Annotated in this window: 11 protein-coding genes; 1 reads left to right on the top strand and 10 read right to left on the bottom strand. The window is 48.5% G+C overall.

The features are described 5' to 3' along the window. Positions 1–112 precede the first annotated feature (112 nt). Complete coding sequence (locus tag AB4111_RS27915; protein ID WP_442034337.1) at positions 113–3,286, top strand: alpha-mannosidase; 3,174 nt, start codon at positions 113–115, stop codon at positions 3,284–3,286. A 109-nt stretch (positions 3,287–3,395) separates the two neighbouring features. Here the strand turns inward: AB4111_RS27915 and AB4111_RS27910 are convergent, their stop codons facing one another. The 10 genes from AB4111_RS27910 to AB4111_RS27865 form a co-directional block, all read right to left on the bottom strand. Beyond that, positions 3,396–4,250 (bottom strand): aldo/keto reductase, encoded by an 855-nt coding sequence (locus AB4111_RS27910; protein ID WP_442034335.1) that lies wholly within the window; start codon positions 4,248–4,250, stop codon positions 3,396–3,398. A gap of 175 nt (positions 4,251–4,425) precedes the next feature. Next, positions 4,426–5,679 carry a mechanosensitive ion channel family protein gene (locus AB4111_RS27905; protein ID WP_442034333.1) on the bottom strand — a complete coding sequence of 418 codons (1,254 nt, stop codon included), beginning with the start codon at positions 5,677–5,679 and terminating at the stop codon, positions 4,426–4,428. Positions 5,680–5,843: 164 nt separating this feature from the next. Continuing rightward, positions 5,844–6,467 (bottom strand): polysaccharide deacetylase family protein, encoded by a 624-nt coding sequence (locus tag AB4111_RS27900; RefSeq protein ID WP_442034331.1) that lies wholly within the window; start codon positions 6,465–6,467, stop codon positions 5,844–5,846. 187 nt (positions 6,468–6,654) lie between these two features. Further along, positions 6,655–7,530, bottom strand: a complete 876-nt coding sequence (locus AB4111_RS27895) for a carbohydrate ABC transporter permease (protein ID WP_442034329.1) — start codon at positions 7,528–7,530, stop codon at positions 6,655–6,657. A gap of 15 nt (positions 7,531–7,545) precedes the next feature. Continuing rightward, complete coding sequence (locus AB4111_RS27890; RefSeq protein WP_310342013.1) at positions 7,546–8,415, bottom strand: carbohydrate ABC transporter permease; 870 nt, start codon at positions 8,413–8,415, stop codon at positions 7,546–7,548. A 71-nt stretch (positions 8,416–8,486) separates the two neighbouring features. Continuing rightward, on the bottom strand, positions 8,487–9,800 hold the full coding sequence (locus AB4111_RS27885; protein WP_442034327.1) for an extracellular solute-binding protein: 1,314 nt from the start codon (positions 9,798–9,800) through the stop codon (positions 8,487–8,489). 190 nt (positions 9,801–9,990) lie between these two features. Next, entirely contained in the window at positions 9,991–11,769 is a 1,779-nt protein-coding gene (locus AB4111_RS27880; protein ID WP_442034325.1) for a response regulator, read from the bottom strand. Next, positions 11,760–13,916: a cache domain-containing sensor histidine kinase gene (locus AB4111_RS27875; RefSeq protein WP_442034323.1), complete on the bottom strand. Its 2,157-nt coding sequence runs from the start codon at positions 13,914–13,916 to the stop codon at positions 11,760–11,762. Before AB4111_RS27875 ends, AB4111_RS27880 begins: the two co-directional genes overlap by 10 nt. Positions 13,917–14,478: 562 nt before the next feature. Further along, positions 14,479–14,841: a hypothetical protein gene (locus AB4111_RS27870; protein ID WP_442034321.1), complete on the bottom strand. Its 363-nt coding sequence runs from the start codon at positions 14,839–14,841 to the stop codon at positions 14,479–14,481. 104 nt (positions 14,842–14,945) lie between these two features. Next, entirely contained in the window at positions 14,946–15,653 is a 708-nt protein-coding gene (locus tag AB4111_RS27865; RefSeq protein WP_442034319.1) for a uracil-DNA glycosylase, read from the bottom strand. Positions 15,654–15,746 lie beyond the last annotated feature (93 nt).

Here is a 15,746-nt window from a genome sequence, read left to right as displayed (position 1 = left end):
TTGCTCCCTTTCCCCTTTGTTATGATAGAGTTGATATGTTAGCGCTTGCAGTATTCTTGCTCCAACGACGACTACAGCCTGTACTTACTACAAACCAAGGTGGGAAACCAACATGAAAATGAATTCCTTGTATACTCGGATCCATACCATAGTTAAACACTTGGAACGTGCACGACTGACCTCAAAAACATATATACCGGAGCTTTATCATAAAGAAAGTGGTTACCACTCCTGGGAGCTGGTGCATGAGGACCCTTCCTCCTGGAACGTATTTCGTAAGGGTGATGGCTGGGGCGGTAAAGATGTACACAGCTGCTTCAAAACCCGGATTCGCATCCCGGATCATATGGAAGGAAAAAAAGTCGTATGTACCATTGTCACCGGTGCGGATGATATCTGGAACTATGATAATCCACAATTCCTGGCATTCATCAATGGAGAATTGATCTGCGGTCTGGATGTGAACCATACGGAAATTGACCTGACACCTGCTGCGGCAAAAGGCGAAGAATTCGAACTGGCTTTATATGCGTACTGTAGTACTTCGGCGGCCGATGTCTTTCTCAATGTCTATGTAGCTGAGCATCATCAGCCTGTCACAGATCTATATTACGATCTTAAGGCTGCGCTCGATGCTGCGGATCTGCTACGTGAGGATGATCTGGAGCGGCTGAATTTGGTCGAACATCTGAATAAAGCCGTGAATCTGCTGGATTTGCGTCAGGAGAACAGCGCAGAATTCCATGCTTCGGTACCGGAAGCGCGCCAATATCTGCAAGATCATGTCTATGGTGATGTCCGCCCTGCTGGTGATCACATCCCTACCGTGCACTGTATCGGACACACGCATATCGATGTGGCATGGCTATGGACATTGGATCAGACTCGAGAGAAGGTCATTCGCAGCTTCGCGAGTGTATTGTATCTGATGGACAAGTTTCCAGAATACACGTTCATGTCCTCTCAGCCCCAGCTGTATGCGTACCTGAAAGCAGACTACCCGTCTCTCTATGAAAAAATCAAGGAAAAGGTAGCCGAAGGCCGCTGGGAAGCGGAAGGTTCGATGTGGCTGGAAGCCGATTGTAACCTGATCTCCGGCGAATCCATGATCCGTCAGATTATATACGGGAAACGTTTCTTCAAGGATGAGTTCGGCGTAGAGAACCGTGTGCTCTGGTTGCCGGATGTATTTGGTTATAGTGCAGCGATGCCGCAGATTATGCGCAAGAGTGGCATTGATTATTTTATGACCACCAAAATTGCCTGGAATGATACGAACCAGATTCCGAATGACACGATGTACTGGAGAGGTATTGACGGCTCTGAAGTTCTAACCCATTTCATCACAGCGACAGACTATGACAAGCATCCTGATTTCAGACAACGTCGCTTCGAGACGACTTATAATGGACGATTCAACGCCTCTCAAGTCAAAGGCACGTGGCAGCGATACCAGAACAAAAACATCAATTCAGATGTTCTGCAATGTTTCGGATTCGGTGATGGCGGCGGAGGACCAACCGAAGAGATGCTGGAGCATGGCAGACGACTTGATGTTGGATTGCCGGGTGTGCCTGCGGTGAAACGTACCTTTGTACGTGAGTTTTTCGAGAAGCTGGAGCAAAATCTGGCGGATGTCCCTTCCGTTCCCTGCTGGTCGGGTGAGCTGTATCTGGAGTATCACCGCGGTACCTACACTTCCATGGCCCGCAACAAACGGTACAACCGTCATAGTGAATTTGCACTGGCCGATGCCGAGCTGTATGCCATGATTCATCGTCAGGCCAATGCCCAAGCGGCCTATCCAACTGATGCACTGGAGCATGCATGGAAGCTGACGATGCTGAACCAGTTCCATGATATTCTCCCGGGCAGCTCCATTGAGCAGGTATATGTGGATTCCAAGGAGCAATATGAAGAAGTGCTGCGTGTCACGGATGAGCTGAAAGACAGCGCACTGAACGGCATTGCAAGCCAAATTACATCTGATGGCGAAGCCATTGTCGTATTCAACACTACCGGATTCGTACGGACGGACGTGGTTGAACTGCCTGCTTTTGCGAGAAAAGTGACCGTCCATGATGGAGATCGCCCTGTACCAAGCCAGCATACTCCCGAAGGCGGACTTGTGTTCCTTGCAGAGAACGTGCCGGCATCCGGGTATAAATCCTTCCGAATCACACCGGATCTGACAGATGAACTTGTTGCGGGCGTATCGGTTGCACAGTGGGAAGCCAATCAGCACCACATCCATACACCTTGGTACGATATTCAACTGAATGAAAGTGCCGAGTTCATATCCGTATGGGACAAGCTGGAGGGGCGTGAGCTGCTTCAGTCTGGCAAGCGTGGTAATGTGCTACAAGTGTTCGAGGATCGACCTGCAGAATACGAGGCATGGAACATTGACGACTATTATGAACAGCATATGTGGGAGATTAATGACCTGCAGTCACTGGAGTGGGTTGAAAGCGGGCCGGTGCGTTCCGTGTTGCAAGTGACGCGACAGTTCCTGGACTCTGCCGTTGAACAAACGATCATCTTCTACGCGCATACACGCCGAATTGATTTCCGTACGTTTGTGGATTGGAAACAGGAGCATTTGCTGCTGAAAACCGCCTTCCCGCTGGACATCTGGAGTGAGAAAGCGGTCTACGAAATCCAGTACGGCAACGTTGAACGTGCTACCCACCGGAATACGAGCTGGGATCAAGCCCGGTTTGAAGTGTGCGGACAGAAGTGGGCTGATCTGGCGGAGAACGGGTACGGTGCGGCACTGCTGAACGACTGCAAGTATGGATATGATATTCATAACTCGGTGATGCGATTGTCGCTGATCAAGAGCGCAACGTACCCAAATGAAAATGCTGACAAAGAGCAGCACGTATTCACCTACGCGCTCTATCCGCATAAGGGCGACTTCCGTGAAGGACGTGTCATCCAAGCTGCTTATGATCTCAACCGGCCGCTGGTTGCTCGTGAGATTGCATCGCAAACCGGCACGTTACCTGAGTTGTGGTCACTCGCATCGGTCGATCAGGATAATGTCGTGCTGGAGGTTATCAAAAAAGCCGAGAACAACGATGATATGATCATCCGTCTCTATGAAGCACATGGCCGCCGCAGCCGTGCTTCCCTGCAATTACCTGAAGGAGCAGGTGCTACGGCATACGCATGTGATTTGCTCGAGAACAACGAAGCGGAATGCGCCGTGGAAAATGGCCGGATTTCTTTTGATATCAAACCGTATGAGATTCTGACCTTCCGTATCCCTGCGGGACAGTAAGCAGAAATTACGCAACATGAAAAACTGCAACATTGCTTACTATGCTTCAACAATAAAGGGCTGCCTCCTGTCATATCTGACATGGGAGCAGCCCTTCATTTGTCGTTCTTTAAAACTCTTCGTACTCGCTTGGGTCCTGATCCCACAACCGTCCATCCGTACGATTAAATGCAGAGATGACCTGCATCTCTTCTGTACTCAACTCAAAATCGAATATATCGATATTTTCCTGCTGATGCTGCAAGGAGCCCGCTTTCGGAATTGGAATGGAACCCAGCTGAACATGCCACCGCAGAATGATCTGGGTTGGCGTTTTGCCATGCGTTTCAGCAATTCCAAGAATGTTCTCATCCTTCAGAATATCCTGTACGGCATCATTGCCACGTCCGATCGGACTCCAGGATTCGTTCACGATGCCATGTTTTGTATCCTGTTCCCGCTGATCGGCTTGGTCGAAGAATGGATGCAGCTCAATCTGATTCAGACTCGGCGCTACCCCCGTTTCCTTGATCAGCCGTTCATTGTGCTCAGGCAGGAAGTTGCTGACTCCAATGGATCGGATATATCCACGTTTTTTGGCTTCGATCAGTGCTTGCCATGCCTCGACATACATGTCCTTCTTCGGATTGGGCCAGTGAATCAGATACAGGTCGTAATAATCCAGATCCGCTCTGTACAGGGATTCCTGGATCGCCACCAGTGCTTTATCATGAGCGTGATAACGCCCCGGCAGCTTCGAGGAAATGAGCAGATCTTCTCTGGCGATGGAGCTTTGTTTGATTGCTCTGCCCACCGTTGCCTCATTCTCATAGTTATACGCCGTATCAATTAATCGATAACCCGCATCCATTGCGGACGCGATCGATTTAACGCCTTCTTCACCTATCAAACTATAAGTACCAAATCCAATTGCAGGTACTTTCAAGCCATCGTTCAATGTATATTCCGGAATCTGATGGTTCATGTGAGACCTCTCCTTTGCCAAAAGGTTAGATTTTCGTTCCGAGATTAGACTGTTAGAAATTGATCGCCCTCTCGTTATTCTACCCCTCCTAGGGGGCTTGAATCAATTTGGCATAAGAGAATCTACAGGGTGAATTGAAATAGTATTTTGGAAAAGGCAGAGCTATTAAGAGACCCTAGTATTCTCGTACAAATTGCTTATCCTCTTTCAGCTGCACAATGTCATGTCCGGTTGGATTCTGGAAAGCACGCAGTCCGAATGTTGACGCCACCGCGAAGATGTGGTCAAAAATATCCGCCTGAACATTCTCATATACACCCCAGTTAATATCATTGCTGAATGCATAGATTTCCAGAGGCAGCCCACGATCTTCCGGTGCCAGCTGTCGCACAATCATCGTCATATCTTTATTGATTTTTGGATGGTTCCTCAAGTATTGATGGATATATTCCCGGAATACACCGACGTTTGTGAGCTGTCTGCCGTTCACGTTGCTTTCGGTATTCACCTCGTGCTCCATGTTGTATGCTTGAATTTCTTTAAGTTTGGAAGTGACATAATCCGTCAGGTAATGAATCTTCTCAAATTCAGCCACCATCTCTTCCGTACAAAAACGAATACTGCTGATATCAATATAGATACTCCGCTTAATCCTTCTACCGCCGGACACCTGCATGCCTCTCCAGTTACGGAACGAGTCCGATATGAGGGCATAGCTTGGAATCATCGTAATCGTTTTATCGAAATTCATCACTTTCACTGTGTTCAATGTAATGTCGATGACGTCGCCGTCCGCATTATACTTGGGCATCTCGATCCAGTCTCCGACGCGCACCATATCGTTTGACGATAGCTGTACACCAGCCACGAGGCCAAGGATCGAGTCTTTGAACACGAGCATTAATACCGCCGATAACGCCCCAAGTCCACTGAGGATAATGAGCGGGTTCTGTCCGATCAGGCTGGAGATGACGATAATGCCCCCAATTATGAACAGGACAATCTTGGCTACCTGAATGTAGCTCTTGATTGGGCGAATTTTCGACACCTCATAGGTACGATAGATATCATCAAATACATTAAGCAAAGCATTCAGTACCGTGATCATGATGACAATCATGTAGGTCATTGCTGCTTTTTCAATTATGGCCTGATAGGGCGAGAAAATATAAGCCGAATAATAGATAATAATGGCCGGCACGAGGTGTGACAGCTTCTGAAATAAATTTTTCTGAACCACGATGTGGCCCCACTTGAAACGGTTGTTACTTACAATACGATGCACCGTCTTCAGTACCACTCGCTTGGCAATCACATTTGCCAATATCGAGATCACTGCTATAAAAATAATCATAATGATGTTTGAAAGATAACCAATGGAGGGTCCACTCATGCCGAGTTCTTCTAGTTGATTTTTGATAAAGTCCATTGTTTCCTCCTGACATAATCTAGTTTAGCCTATTATTATAAAGTAGTTTGAGAGGGCAAGCAAAGTTTGTGCTTTCGCTCCGTTCTTCCTATACAAATTATATATAAAAAGGACCCTGTCATTCAAAGAATGATGGGTCCACTTGATTATGTTATCTTTTCATCCTAATCACGTGAAATGTCCAACAAATCACTCACCGTCACCAATCGATACCCTTCTGCGACCAATTCCTCCACCAGCACACGAACCGCCTCCACCGTCTGGGAACGCTCCCCGTACCCGTCATGGAATATCAGCACGCTGCCAGGTTTCACCGCAGACCGGGTATGCTCCAGAATATGCTCAACGCCGGGATTGTCCCAATCTTTCGCATCACCGTTGACCGCACCAACCGTGCGATATCCACGCTCCGCTGCCAGAGACAATACATCATCGTTTACGCCAAAATACGGCGGTCGGAAGCTGCGGGCGGGTTGCCCTGTAACTTCTTGAACAAGATGTTCTGCGCGTTGCAACTCTTTCCCGGCTTCCTCCAGCGTCAGCTTGGTCAGGTCGGGATGCGTGTATGTATGGTTTGCGATCTCATGCCCTTCACGGTGTACCTCCGCCGCAATCTCCAGATGAGCCTCTATCTCTTTCCCAATCATGAAAAACGTCGCCTGCCCACCAGCACGACGGAATATCTCAAGTACTTGAGGTGTATACACCGGATGCGGCCCATCATCAAACGTAAACGCCACAACCTTTTCCCGAACAGACTCCTGCTCTACCATCGCGATCTTGACCATATCATAATGACCCCTCTCTGCAACTGACTGGATATATACCCCTTATTATTCCATGTTCATAGACTGCGGTCCAGTCCAGAGATCACACCTTGCGAAATCCTGAATCAAGCCGATATCTACCAGAAAGAGAGTACAGTGAGCGAGCAGCAAGCGCTTCTACCGCTACGCCCTCCAGTCCAGCCTCCAACTAACCTTTGATCGCACCTGCAATCATGCTCTTCTGCACCTGTTTGTTCAACAGCAGATAGATGACCACCGTTGGCACCGTCGTAATCATCAATCCCGCACCAATGATACCCCATTGCGTAATGTACGTTCCCACCATCGACATCATGCCCACCGTCAATGTCTGATAAGCCGTGTTATTGATAAACGTGACCGCAAACATCAGCTCATTCCAGCACGACAAAAACGTGAAGATGGCTACCGTTGATATAGCCGGGGTTACCAGAGGCAGAATAATAGAGAAAAACGTCCGGTAGATGCCGCAGCCGTCGATCACCGCCGACTCCTCCATCTCTCCCGGGATACCTTTGAAAAAACTGCCCAGAATGAATACCGCCATCGGAATGCCAAATGCCACATAGGGAATAATCAGAGACCAATAGCTGTTGAGCAGGCTCAGATTCTTCAAAATAATAAACAATGGCAGCAGCGCCGCATGGATCGGCACCATCATGCCCAGCAAAATAATCGTCATCGTGAGCCCGCTGAGCTTCCAGTTCATTCTTGTGATTGCGTATCCCGTCATCGAAGACAAGATCAGTACCAAGACAATGGAGGCAGCTGTGACCAGCACGCTATTCATAAAATAGGTCAGCACATGGCCGTCGGACATGGCTTTGGTGTAATTGCTCCACAGAAACGCCTTCGGCAATCCGGCAACATCGCCGCTGAAGATTTCACTGTTATCCTTCAAGGAAAACAGCGCCAGCCAGATGAGCGGGTAGATCTGCACAATTGCAACGAGGATCAGAAACGCTTGCAGGAACACTTTCCCGATTGGTCCGGAGATGGACCTTGGCTTGGGCTTTTTTTGCAACATGACTTCTACGGTACTCATGCCTCATGCCTCCTTCTATTCCGTTTTGAACAATGAATTAATGAGGATCGTACATACCAGACACTCCACAATGATAAATACCGAGATTGCACTGCCATATCCGTACCGGAACGTATCAAAAATGGTGGCGTACATCAGCGTGCTCGGCACTTCAGTGGTATAGAACGGGCCGCCGCCTGTCAGCACATAGATCAGGTCAAACACCTTGAATGCACCAATAACCGAAAATACAAGGCTTACCTTCAGGATGGGCTTCATTAAAGGGATCATAATGGACCACGCCGTGCGAAGACGTGAAGCACCATCCATTCTTGCAGCTTCAAGCACATCCTGTGAGACGGATTTCGCTCCTGCGTACATCAGCAGCATGTGATACCCCACGTACTGCCACAAGGTTGGAATAAACGATGCCGCCAGGGCGGTATCCTTTTGCCCCAGCCAATCCTGTGCCAGGCTGGATAAGCCGATACTTTGCAGCAGCACGTTCAGCAGGCCATAATCGGCATTGTAGATTTTTGACCACAACTGCGCAATAACCACTGTCGAGATCAATACCGGGATGAAATACACGGTCCGGTAGAACCCTTCCCCCTTAACGTTGGACGCCAGAATCAGTGCGAGCACGAGCGAGATCGGCAGTTGAATGAACACCGAAGCACCCGCGAATAACAGAGAGTTTTTGATCGAATTCAGCACACGGGTATCCTTAAACATCTCCACATAGTTGTCCAGGCCGATAAATGTCCCCCTGCCTACGCCGTTCCAGTCCAGCAGACTGTAATAACTGGAGACAAAGATCGGAATAAGCACAATCCCGCAGAACAGAATCAGGGTGGGCAGTACAAAGACGGCGATCGTGCCTTTATTGGAAAATACAGAGTTCATTATTGTTCTCCTCTCAAAGGCGTGACCGGGATATGCCGGACCACGCCTTGTTTGGGCTTTAGCTGTTTAACCTACAGACTTAGTTCTGTTGGTTTGAGCTGTGCCATTTGTTTGCAGAACTCCTCAGGTGTTACATCGCCAGCCAGCAACTGAGCAATCAGGTTTTTGTGCGCTTCGGCAGACTCCGCTGGCAGAATGTTATCCCACCAGGCAATAAATGAGGTCGCCGTTTTCATAATATCTGCCGCAGACAGATCCAGGGAGGACAGACTGGACGTGTCGAGTGCATCGGTTTTCCAGCTTGGCAGACCGGCTCCGGCCAGGAAACCTTGCGTACCCAGCTGCTCGCTCAGATACTTGAGGAATTCCACCGCTTCTTTCGGATGCTTGGTATTCTGGTTAATGTAGAAACCATCGACGGCTCCGCCGAAGATTTCGGTATTGGTGCCTTTACCATCCTCAAACACCGGGAACGGAATCACTTTCACTTTGCCTTTGACTGCGGAGGACGGGTCCTCAATTCCTGCATTCACCCAGTTGGCCTGAAACATCATTGCCCCGTTACCTGCATTGAATGCCCCAAGCATCTCGTCATAGCTCATGCTGAACATGCTGCTGTTGAATGCTCCTGCTTGCGCAAGCTGCTGCATTTTGGTTGCGGCGGCAACAAAGTCGGGCGAATCCCACTTTGACGGATCTTTAAAGGCTTCCATCACCGCAGCATTGCCTGCCTGGCGCATCGCAATAATGTCGTACCAGTACATGCCCGGCCAGCGGTCCTTTTCCCCAATCACAGCCGGGGTGATACCTGCCGCTTTCAGCTTGGCGACTGCATCCAGCAGTTCGTTATAGGTGGTCGGAATCTTAGCACCCGCCTGCTCGAACAATTCCGTATTTACGTAAAGGTTGGCGATATGTGTGTACACGGGCAACGTGTAGATTTTGCCGTCCATATTGATCGCCTCAGCCATACCCGGGCCCATCCGTTCTTTGATATCGTCCGTCAGGTAACTTGAGATTTCCAGCACATTACCGGATTTGATGTACGGCTGCATGAAGCTGCCGCCACCCATGCCATAGAACAGGTCCGGCGCTTCACCAGCTGCAATCGATGTTTTGACTTTGGTTTTGTACTGTTCTCCTGTCGTGCCCGTACGTTCAACCTGAATGTCTGGATGCTCGCTGTTCCATTTCTCCACAATCTCGGGCAGCAGCTTGGCCGAAGGATCGGTATTGCCGACTGATTGATCCCACAGCGTCAGCTTTATCTTCCCATTACTTTCCCCCTGTGCACCGCCGGACGAGCCGGATGAACATGCTGCCAGACTGCTTACAATGCCCAGCGTCAGAATTAAACTTGCTGATTTTTTTAATAGCGCTTTCATATCTACGGACCTCCCTATGTGTTTTCGTTGGTTCTAGCCCATATTTTAGGCAAACTGTGCCTTGTTCTCCATTTAGAAAACAGGCATCGATTTGTAATTTTCGAACATATGTGGAACTGGAACCAGAAGCGAGTTTACGCTCAGACCTTCGCCGCACTCCCCCAACACTCCAGACTACATTTCTCGTTTTTCATGTTTTTACATTTCGATATTCATTCATGGATCGGCCGAAATGTTTTTTGAACAAGACGCTGAAATAGTGTGGGTCCGGGATGCCTACCTGCTCCCCAATCTCATAACCTTTCATATCCGTCTGTTTCAGCAGCAGTTCAGCCTTCTTCATGCGGAGTTGGGTCAGATATTCCACAAATGTCTGCCCGGTTTCTTTTTTCATCAACCGCCCCAGATGGCCCGAACTTACGTAAAAAGCAGCCGCGGTACTGGAAAGTCCCACTTCAACATTGCTCATGTTCTCTTCAAGATAAGCCATCACCCGGTCGATCAGGTTGCCTTCCTTGACCTGTCGCTTGGCTTGTACGACATCCGATACGGTGCGGACATGCTGCTTCAGCATGCTTTTTAGTTCGGGCAGATGATTTGCTGTAAAAATGGCTGCAACGGCCTCTTTGTTCAATGCGTGCTCTCCCTCAAGCTGCTGCTCTATGGCAGCGCGCTGGCACTCCGTAACCACATCCATGGCTGCCATCCGAAACTGTGAAACGTCCGAGAATGGCACAGACAGCATACGCTCCAGCAACAATACCGCTTCTTCTCCCGCACCAACACTGACGTTAAATTGCAGTTGTTGGAGCAGCTGAGCATCCGAGTGGTAGGGCCTATTCCCGCTTTCGATGACCAGATCCTCGAAGCAAATGACCTGATTTTTCCCTACAAACGCCTGATAATCGAGTGCACGACAAGCTTCCCGGTATCCCACACAGGCCTTTTCCCATCTTGATTGCCATTGCCCAATCCCTACGGTCACATCAACTTCACACCCTTCGAATTTAAGCGTATGTTGAAGTTCTTCCTGAAGCTGCTGTACCTGATTGGTGAATTCGGTATCCGCACCAAGCGAGAGTACAACGATCCGGTTATGCGGGTCCATAACGATAAGGGTGTGTGAATCCTGCGGATAAAAAGACTGCACCTGCTTCATGCCTACCATTCGCAGCAGAATATGTACTTCCTCAGCGGGTTGTGGATGGGCTTCTGTCTGATGGCGGCTTATATGGGTTTGATCGTGTTGAGGCTCTCCTTGAACTTGGCTGAGTTGGTGGGGTTGACTGGCTTGATGTGCTTGATGTGCTTGATGAGATGTCTCGGGCAGATATGGATATACATCTGGTGCCTCTATCTTCGCTTGCGGTACAGCAACCTCAACCTCCATTACTGCGATGCGTAATCCTGATTCACTAGACGAGATAGGAATGCCGAAGAATCGCGCCTTCTCGTGTAGTTCATCCTCAGGCACCACATGACTTAACCATTGATTCACAAACCTCTCCCTGAGATAAGGCAAGCTCTGCTCCATTTCCTCCCGCAGCTTTATCAGCTCCCATTCGCGTCCCATCTCCTGTTCGATCGCCGCTCGCAGCTTCGCCGTAACCTGTAATAACTCCGAAGCACGAATGGGTTTCAAAATAAAATCGGATATGCCCAGCTTCACACTCTGACGAGCATACTCAAATTCATCATGTCCCGTCACAACCACGATTTTCAGGCTCGGGTAACGCTCCATGAGGATACGGCTCAGTTCAATGCCGTCCATCTTTGGCATGTATATGTCCGTGAATACGATGTCTGGACGCAACAGTTCAACCTGATCCAAAGCCTCCGCAGCTTCGGAGGCCTCGCCAACGATGACCATGCCTTGCTGCTCCCAATCGATACGCATACGCAGCAGATTTCGGATAAGGTATTCATCGTCCACAATCAATACCTTTAAAGGTTCCACAGTTAATTCCATGATTCATTGGCTCCCTTCGGGATCGTTATCATAATGGTGGTTCCTTTTCCAACCTCGCTCTCCAGCTTGAGTCCATCCTCTCTATCGTAGAAAATACGAAGTCGCTCCATCGTTCCCCATAAGCCAAAGCTTGGATTGTGTTTAGAGTTATAGGTAATCTTAGAAAGATTAGAAAGATCTGAAGGATTGGAAAGATTAGTTGAATTAGATGAGTTAGATGAGTTCGTTGAGTCAAAACGGTTAGAACGGTTTATTTCTTTGCGTTGAACCTGCTGCACTTCTTCCTCGGACATGCCAACTCCGTCGTCAGTAATCGTTAAAAGTACCCCTTCCTTGAATCGACGTGCTTGAATGCTTATCTTGCCTGGGCTGCCTTTGGGGCGAATGCCATGATACAGTGAATTTTCCACCAGCGGCTGGAGTACGAGCTTGGGAATCATCACCCGCTCACAATCTGGAGCAATATCGTACTGCACCTCAAACACACCGGGGTAGCGCACCTGCTGGATCGTCAGATAATTGCGTACAATCTCTACCTCCTCGTGCAGTGTAATCAGTTCACGGCCTTTGCTGACACTCAGGCGATAGTAACTTCCGAGCGCTTCTAACAGCTCACATACCTTATCGTTCATGCCCGACATGGCCAGGGAGGTGATGGAATCCAGTGTGTTGTATAAAAAATGCGGCTTGATCTGCGCCTGAAGTGTATTCAGCTCTGCACGGCGGATCGTCTGCTGCTCCTGAATGATGCGTTTCAGCATCTGGTCAATCTGCTCAATCATCTGGTTGTATCCTCCATATAGCTGTTCGAACTCGTAGCTGTTCAGCTCAACCGTCACTTTACGGAAGTTGCCGCTTGGCGCTTTCTGCATGGCACGAAGCAGCTTGTGAATCGGCTTGATGACACTGCGCGAGATGATGAATGAACTTACAAAAAATACAGCCCCGTTCACCGCCAGCAGGATCAACGCGAGCAGCACCATGGATTTATTACGGGTATCCGTAGCCCGGTATGGACTCATACTGATGAATTTCCACTGATCATCACCAGCCGAACGATAGGTCACCGCATATTCCTGACCACCTGATTGCAAGGTGATGAAGCCGGAGGGCTGCTCTTGAAATGCTTGTTTTAACTTAGCCTGATTGGCCTCTAACATCTCGTGCATGCCTTCCTGTCCAGAAGCCGCAGACAAGGATATGGATGCGTCGGATACCACAGACACGTCCTTCTTTCCATCAGTTGCGTTGGTTGCGATCACCCGCTGATGCTCATCCAGAATGGCCACCTGAAATGAATCCGGTGCAGACAGGTTAGCGTAGGCCTGAGCGATGGATGCCCCCTTGATGTTCATGACCAGAAATCCAAGCGGAGACGTATCATCCAGATCCCGAATGAGGCGAATAAACGAGACCACCTCTTGCCCATCATTCTCCCCCATGGCCGAGACTCCGCTATCTTTGTTGCCACCATTCAGCCTGAGCAGATATCGTCCGTTGTGCTTCAAAGCCTGTTCATACCACGGTGCTTCCTTTACACTCGCTTCCATAAACGTAGGCCATTCCTGTGTACCAACCGAGAATCGGTGACCCGAATTATCGTAAATATAGACTGAATCGATAATTGGAACCGCTTGCATAAGATTAGTCAAATACGCGCTAACCTTGGACTGTGTCTGTAAATTGGAGTACACATTGCCCTGCCGCAGCAGGTTCTGCAAGTTGGGATCGGAGAAAATCATTTTCGAATAATTGTTTACGTTCCCGATCATCAGATTAACATTGGTCTCAATGGATGTGATTGTCTGCAGTGATGCTTCATTAATTTTTCGCTGCGCGTCATTTTCCGAGATTCGATTCAACACCAACGCACTGAACGCCACCGTTAGCAGAATAATGACAAAGTAGGCAAACGGGATTTTAAAAGCCAGCGTCTTGGGCTTGCGTCGAATAAACTCTTTGAAACGGGGAGCCCACTTCCGCTTCATAGCGCTGGGGTTTGCTCTTGTGTTTGCTTTCGTATTTTTGTTTGCTTCTGCATTGGTCTTGACATCTGATGCTGTTGCTGTTGCTTTCGCTTCAATTGTTGCATCACCTTCTGTTGTTGCTCCTGCATCTGTTGTTGCATCCTTTGCTCTGTTTTTCACTCTGGCCCTCCTTTGGTTCCGAAGTGTGATGGGTTTAACGGTTTGGATCGGATGACCTACTGTGCTATCCACCACTCTCTTGGATTGTATACAATTGTATATTATAGGACGGTGTATGGAGGAGGCTCAATTCTTTTTATCGCTTGGGGATGACTTGACTGAGTAAAGTAGAATGAGATTTGAGGACCTGATTGTTGTGAATGCAACGGGTAGAGGCCCCCTGAATTGGAACCACAAGGAGCACTGTTTTATAAAAAATTTGGAGGATACAGATAGTAAGTTGTAAGTTGTGCTGGATGGAGAGTGCTGCGGGGGACGCGGAAGATCTTAATATCAAGAGACGCAGATAAATATCTACCGATATGCGCATTGTTTTGAGCAAGATTACGATATGTAAGAGCATAATTCTTACTGCTGACCGTGCGTTGATCGAGTGGTTTAGGTTGGGAAGTCCAATCATCATTTTCTCGTATAATGAAATTAAGTGGGGAAATTGTCGGAGGCAAACCGCCCCCGGGCAGGAACAGTACCGTTCGTTATTGTGAGAAATAGCGAATTGTGATCAAAGCGAGAATTCGGTAACGCCTTTTTTGGAGGCATATTTCAGCGTGTAGCTTCCTTCTATGCCATATGGCATCGTAGCGATTTGGATGCGGGTGTAATCCAACCGACTCTCTCTCAGCACTTTTTTAATCAGAGCTATGCTCCGATCCACGTCCGTTACCACACAGAAAATATTCATTACATATGCCTTCGGATCAGCCACACGGCTACCCAGATCACATCCATCCACCTCTCCCAACTCCTCCTGGGTCAGAACGGTTTCGAGATATTCCATCGCCTTTTCCTTTAACCAATGATCTCGTTTGCTGCCCTGCGCGCTCTTCAGCGGATATTGCACCACAAGCCAGTATTTTTCACTCATTTAGCTTCACCAACCAATCTTTATAGAATAGGTATTACGTTATGTGCGAGCACTTGAAGATAAGAATGCATGTGTCAGCCTTTATTTCTCCAGTTCCAAATGGGCTAGATTATTGACCTTACAGCTTTTTGAAATTGTACTGCCCTTCCATTTGCAGGATGGGGAACATGGTGATGTTTAATGAGATGGGAGCTTAACGTGTCTGCTGACTTTCTGCCAATAGCCACGATCTGAGCATCAGGATTCAGTTGCATTAGCTGTCTGGCAAATAACACACCATTCTCCAACTCTGCCAAAGTCGGCGTTCGATTCGTCATCCTGTTCTCGGAAGATTGATAGGGATGAAAGGGATAGATGTTCCAAAATATAAAGTCCGTTGGCTTCCACCTTGCACTGGATAACACTTCGCCCCATATGATGGATGCTGTCGGTTCTGCGAATCCATACAGTGCCTGACTCCGATTAGGTTTGGCAATATTGGGCAGGCTTGTTCGGACACCCGGCTTGCCTGGAAAAATCATCTGGTGATCCACCAGCGAGTGATTCCCGGTAACCATTCGCTCAGACGTCAAGGGTACGCCGGAAAACCTCGCCCCATGATATCCCACAGCTTCCGCAATAAATATGTACCGAGCCCTGCACATTCTTGGTTCCAAATACCTGACCAAATGTTCCGAACGAATCTTCACCGCTTCGGGGCCGATATCATAGCCCGTCACATAATCTCTCCAAGGATTAATCACATTTACGGGCGAGACATATGCTTGTATCCCTGCAACAAAATCGCGAATCTCTTGCTGCGTTTGGCTCATGCTTTTTTGCCTCCTTTGGGAGATACAGAGTATATCGGGCTAGCATCGGCTTATTTTACAAAGATTATATCATAAACCAAAAAACCACCAACC

The sequence above is a fragment of the Paenibacillus sp. 2KB_22 genome (genome assembly GCF_052115745.1).
GTDB lineage: Bacteria > Bacillota > Bacilli > Paenibacillales > Paenibacillaceae > Paenibacillus.
The sequence above is the reverse complement of the archived record's forward strand: the minus strand, read 5'-3'. Positions and strand labels throughout refer to the sequence as shown.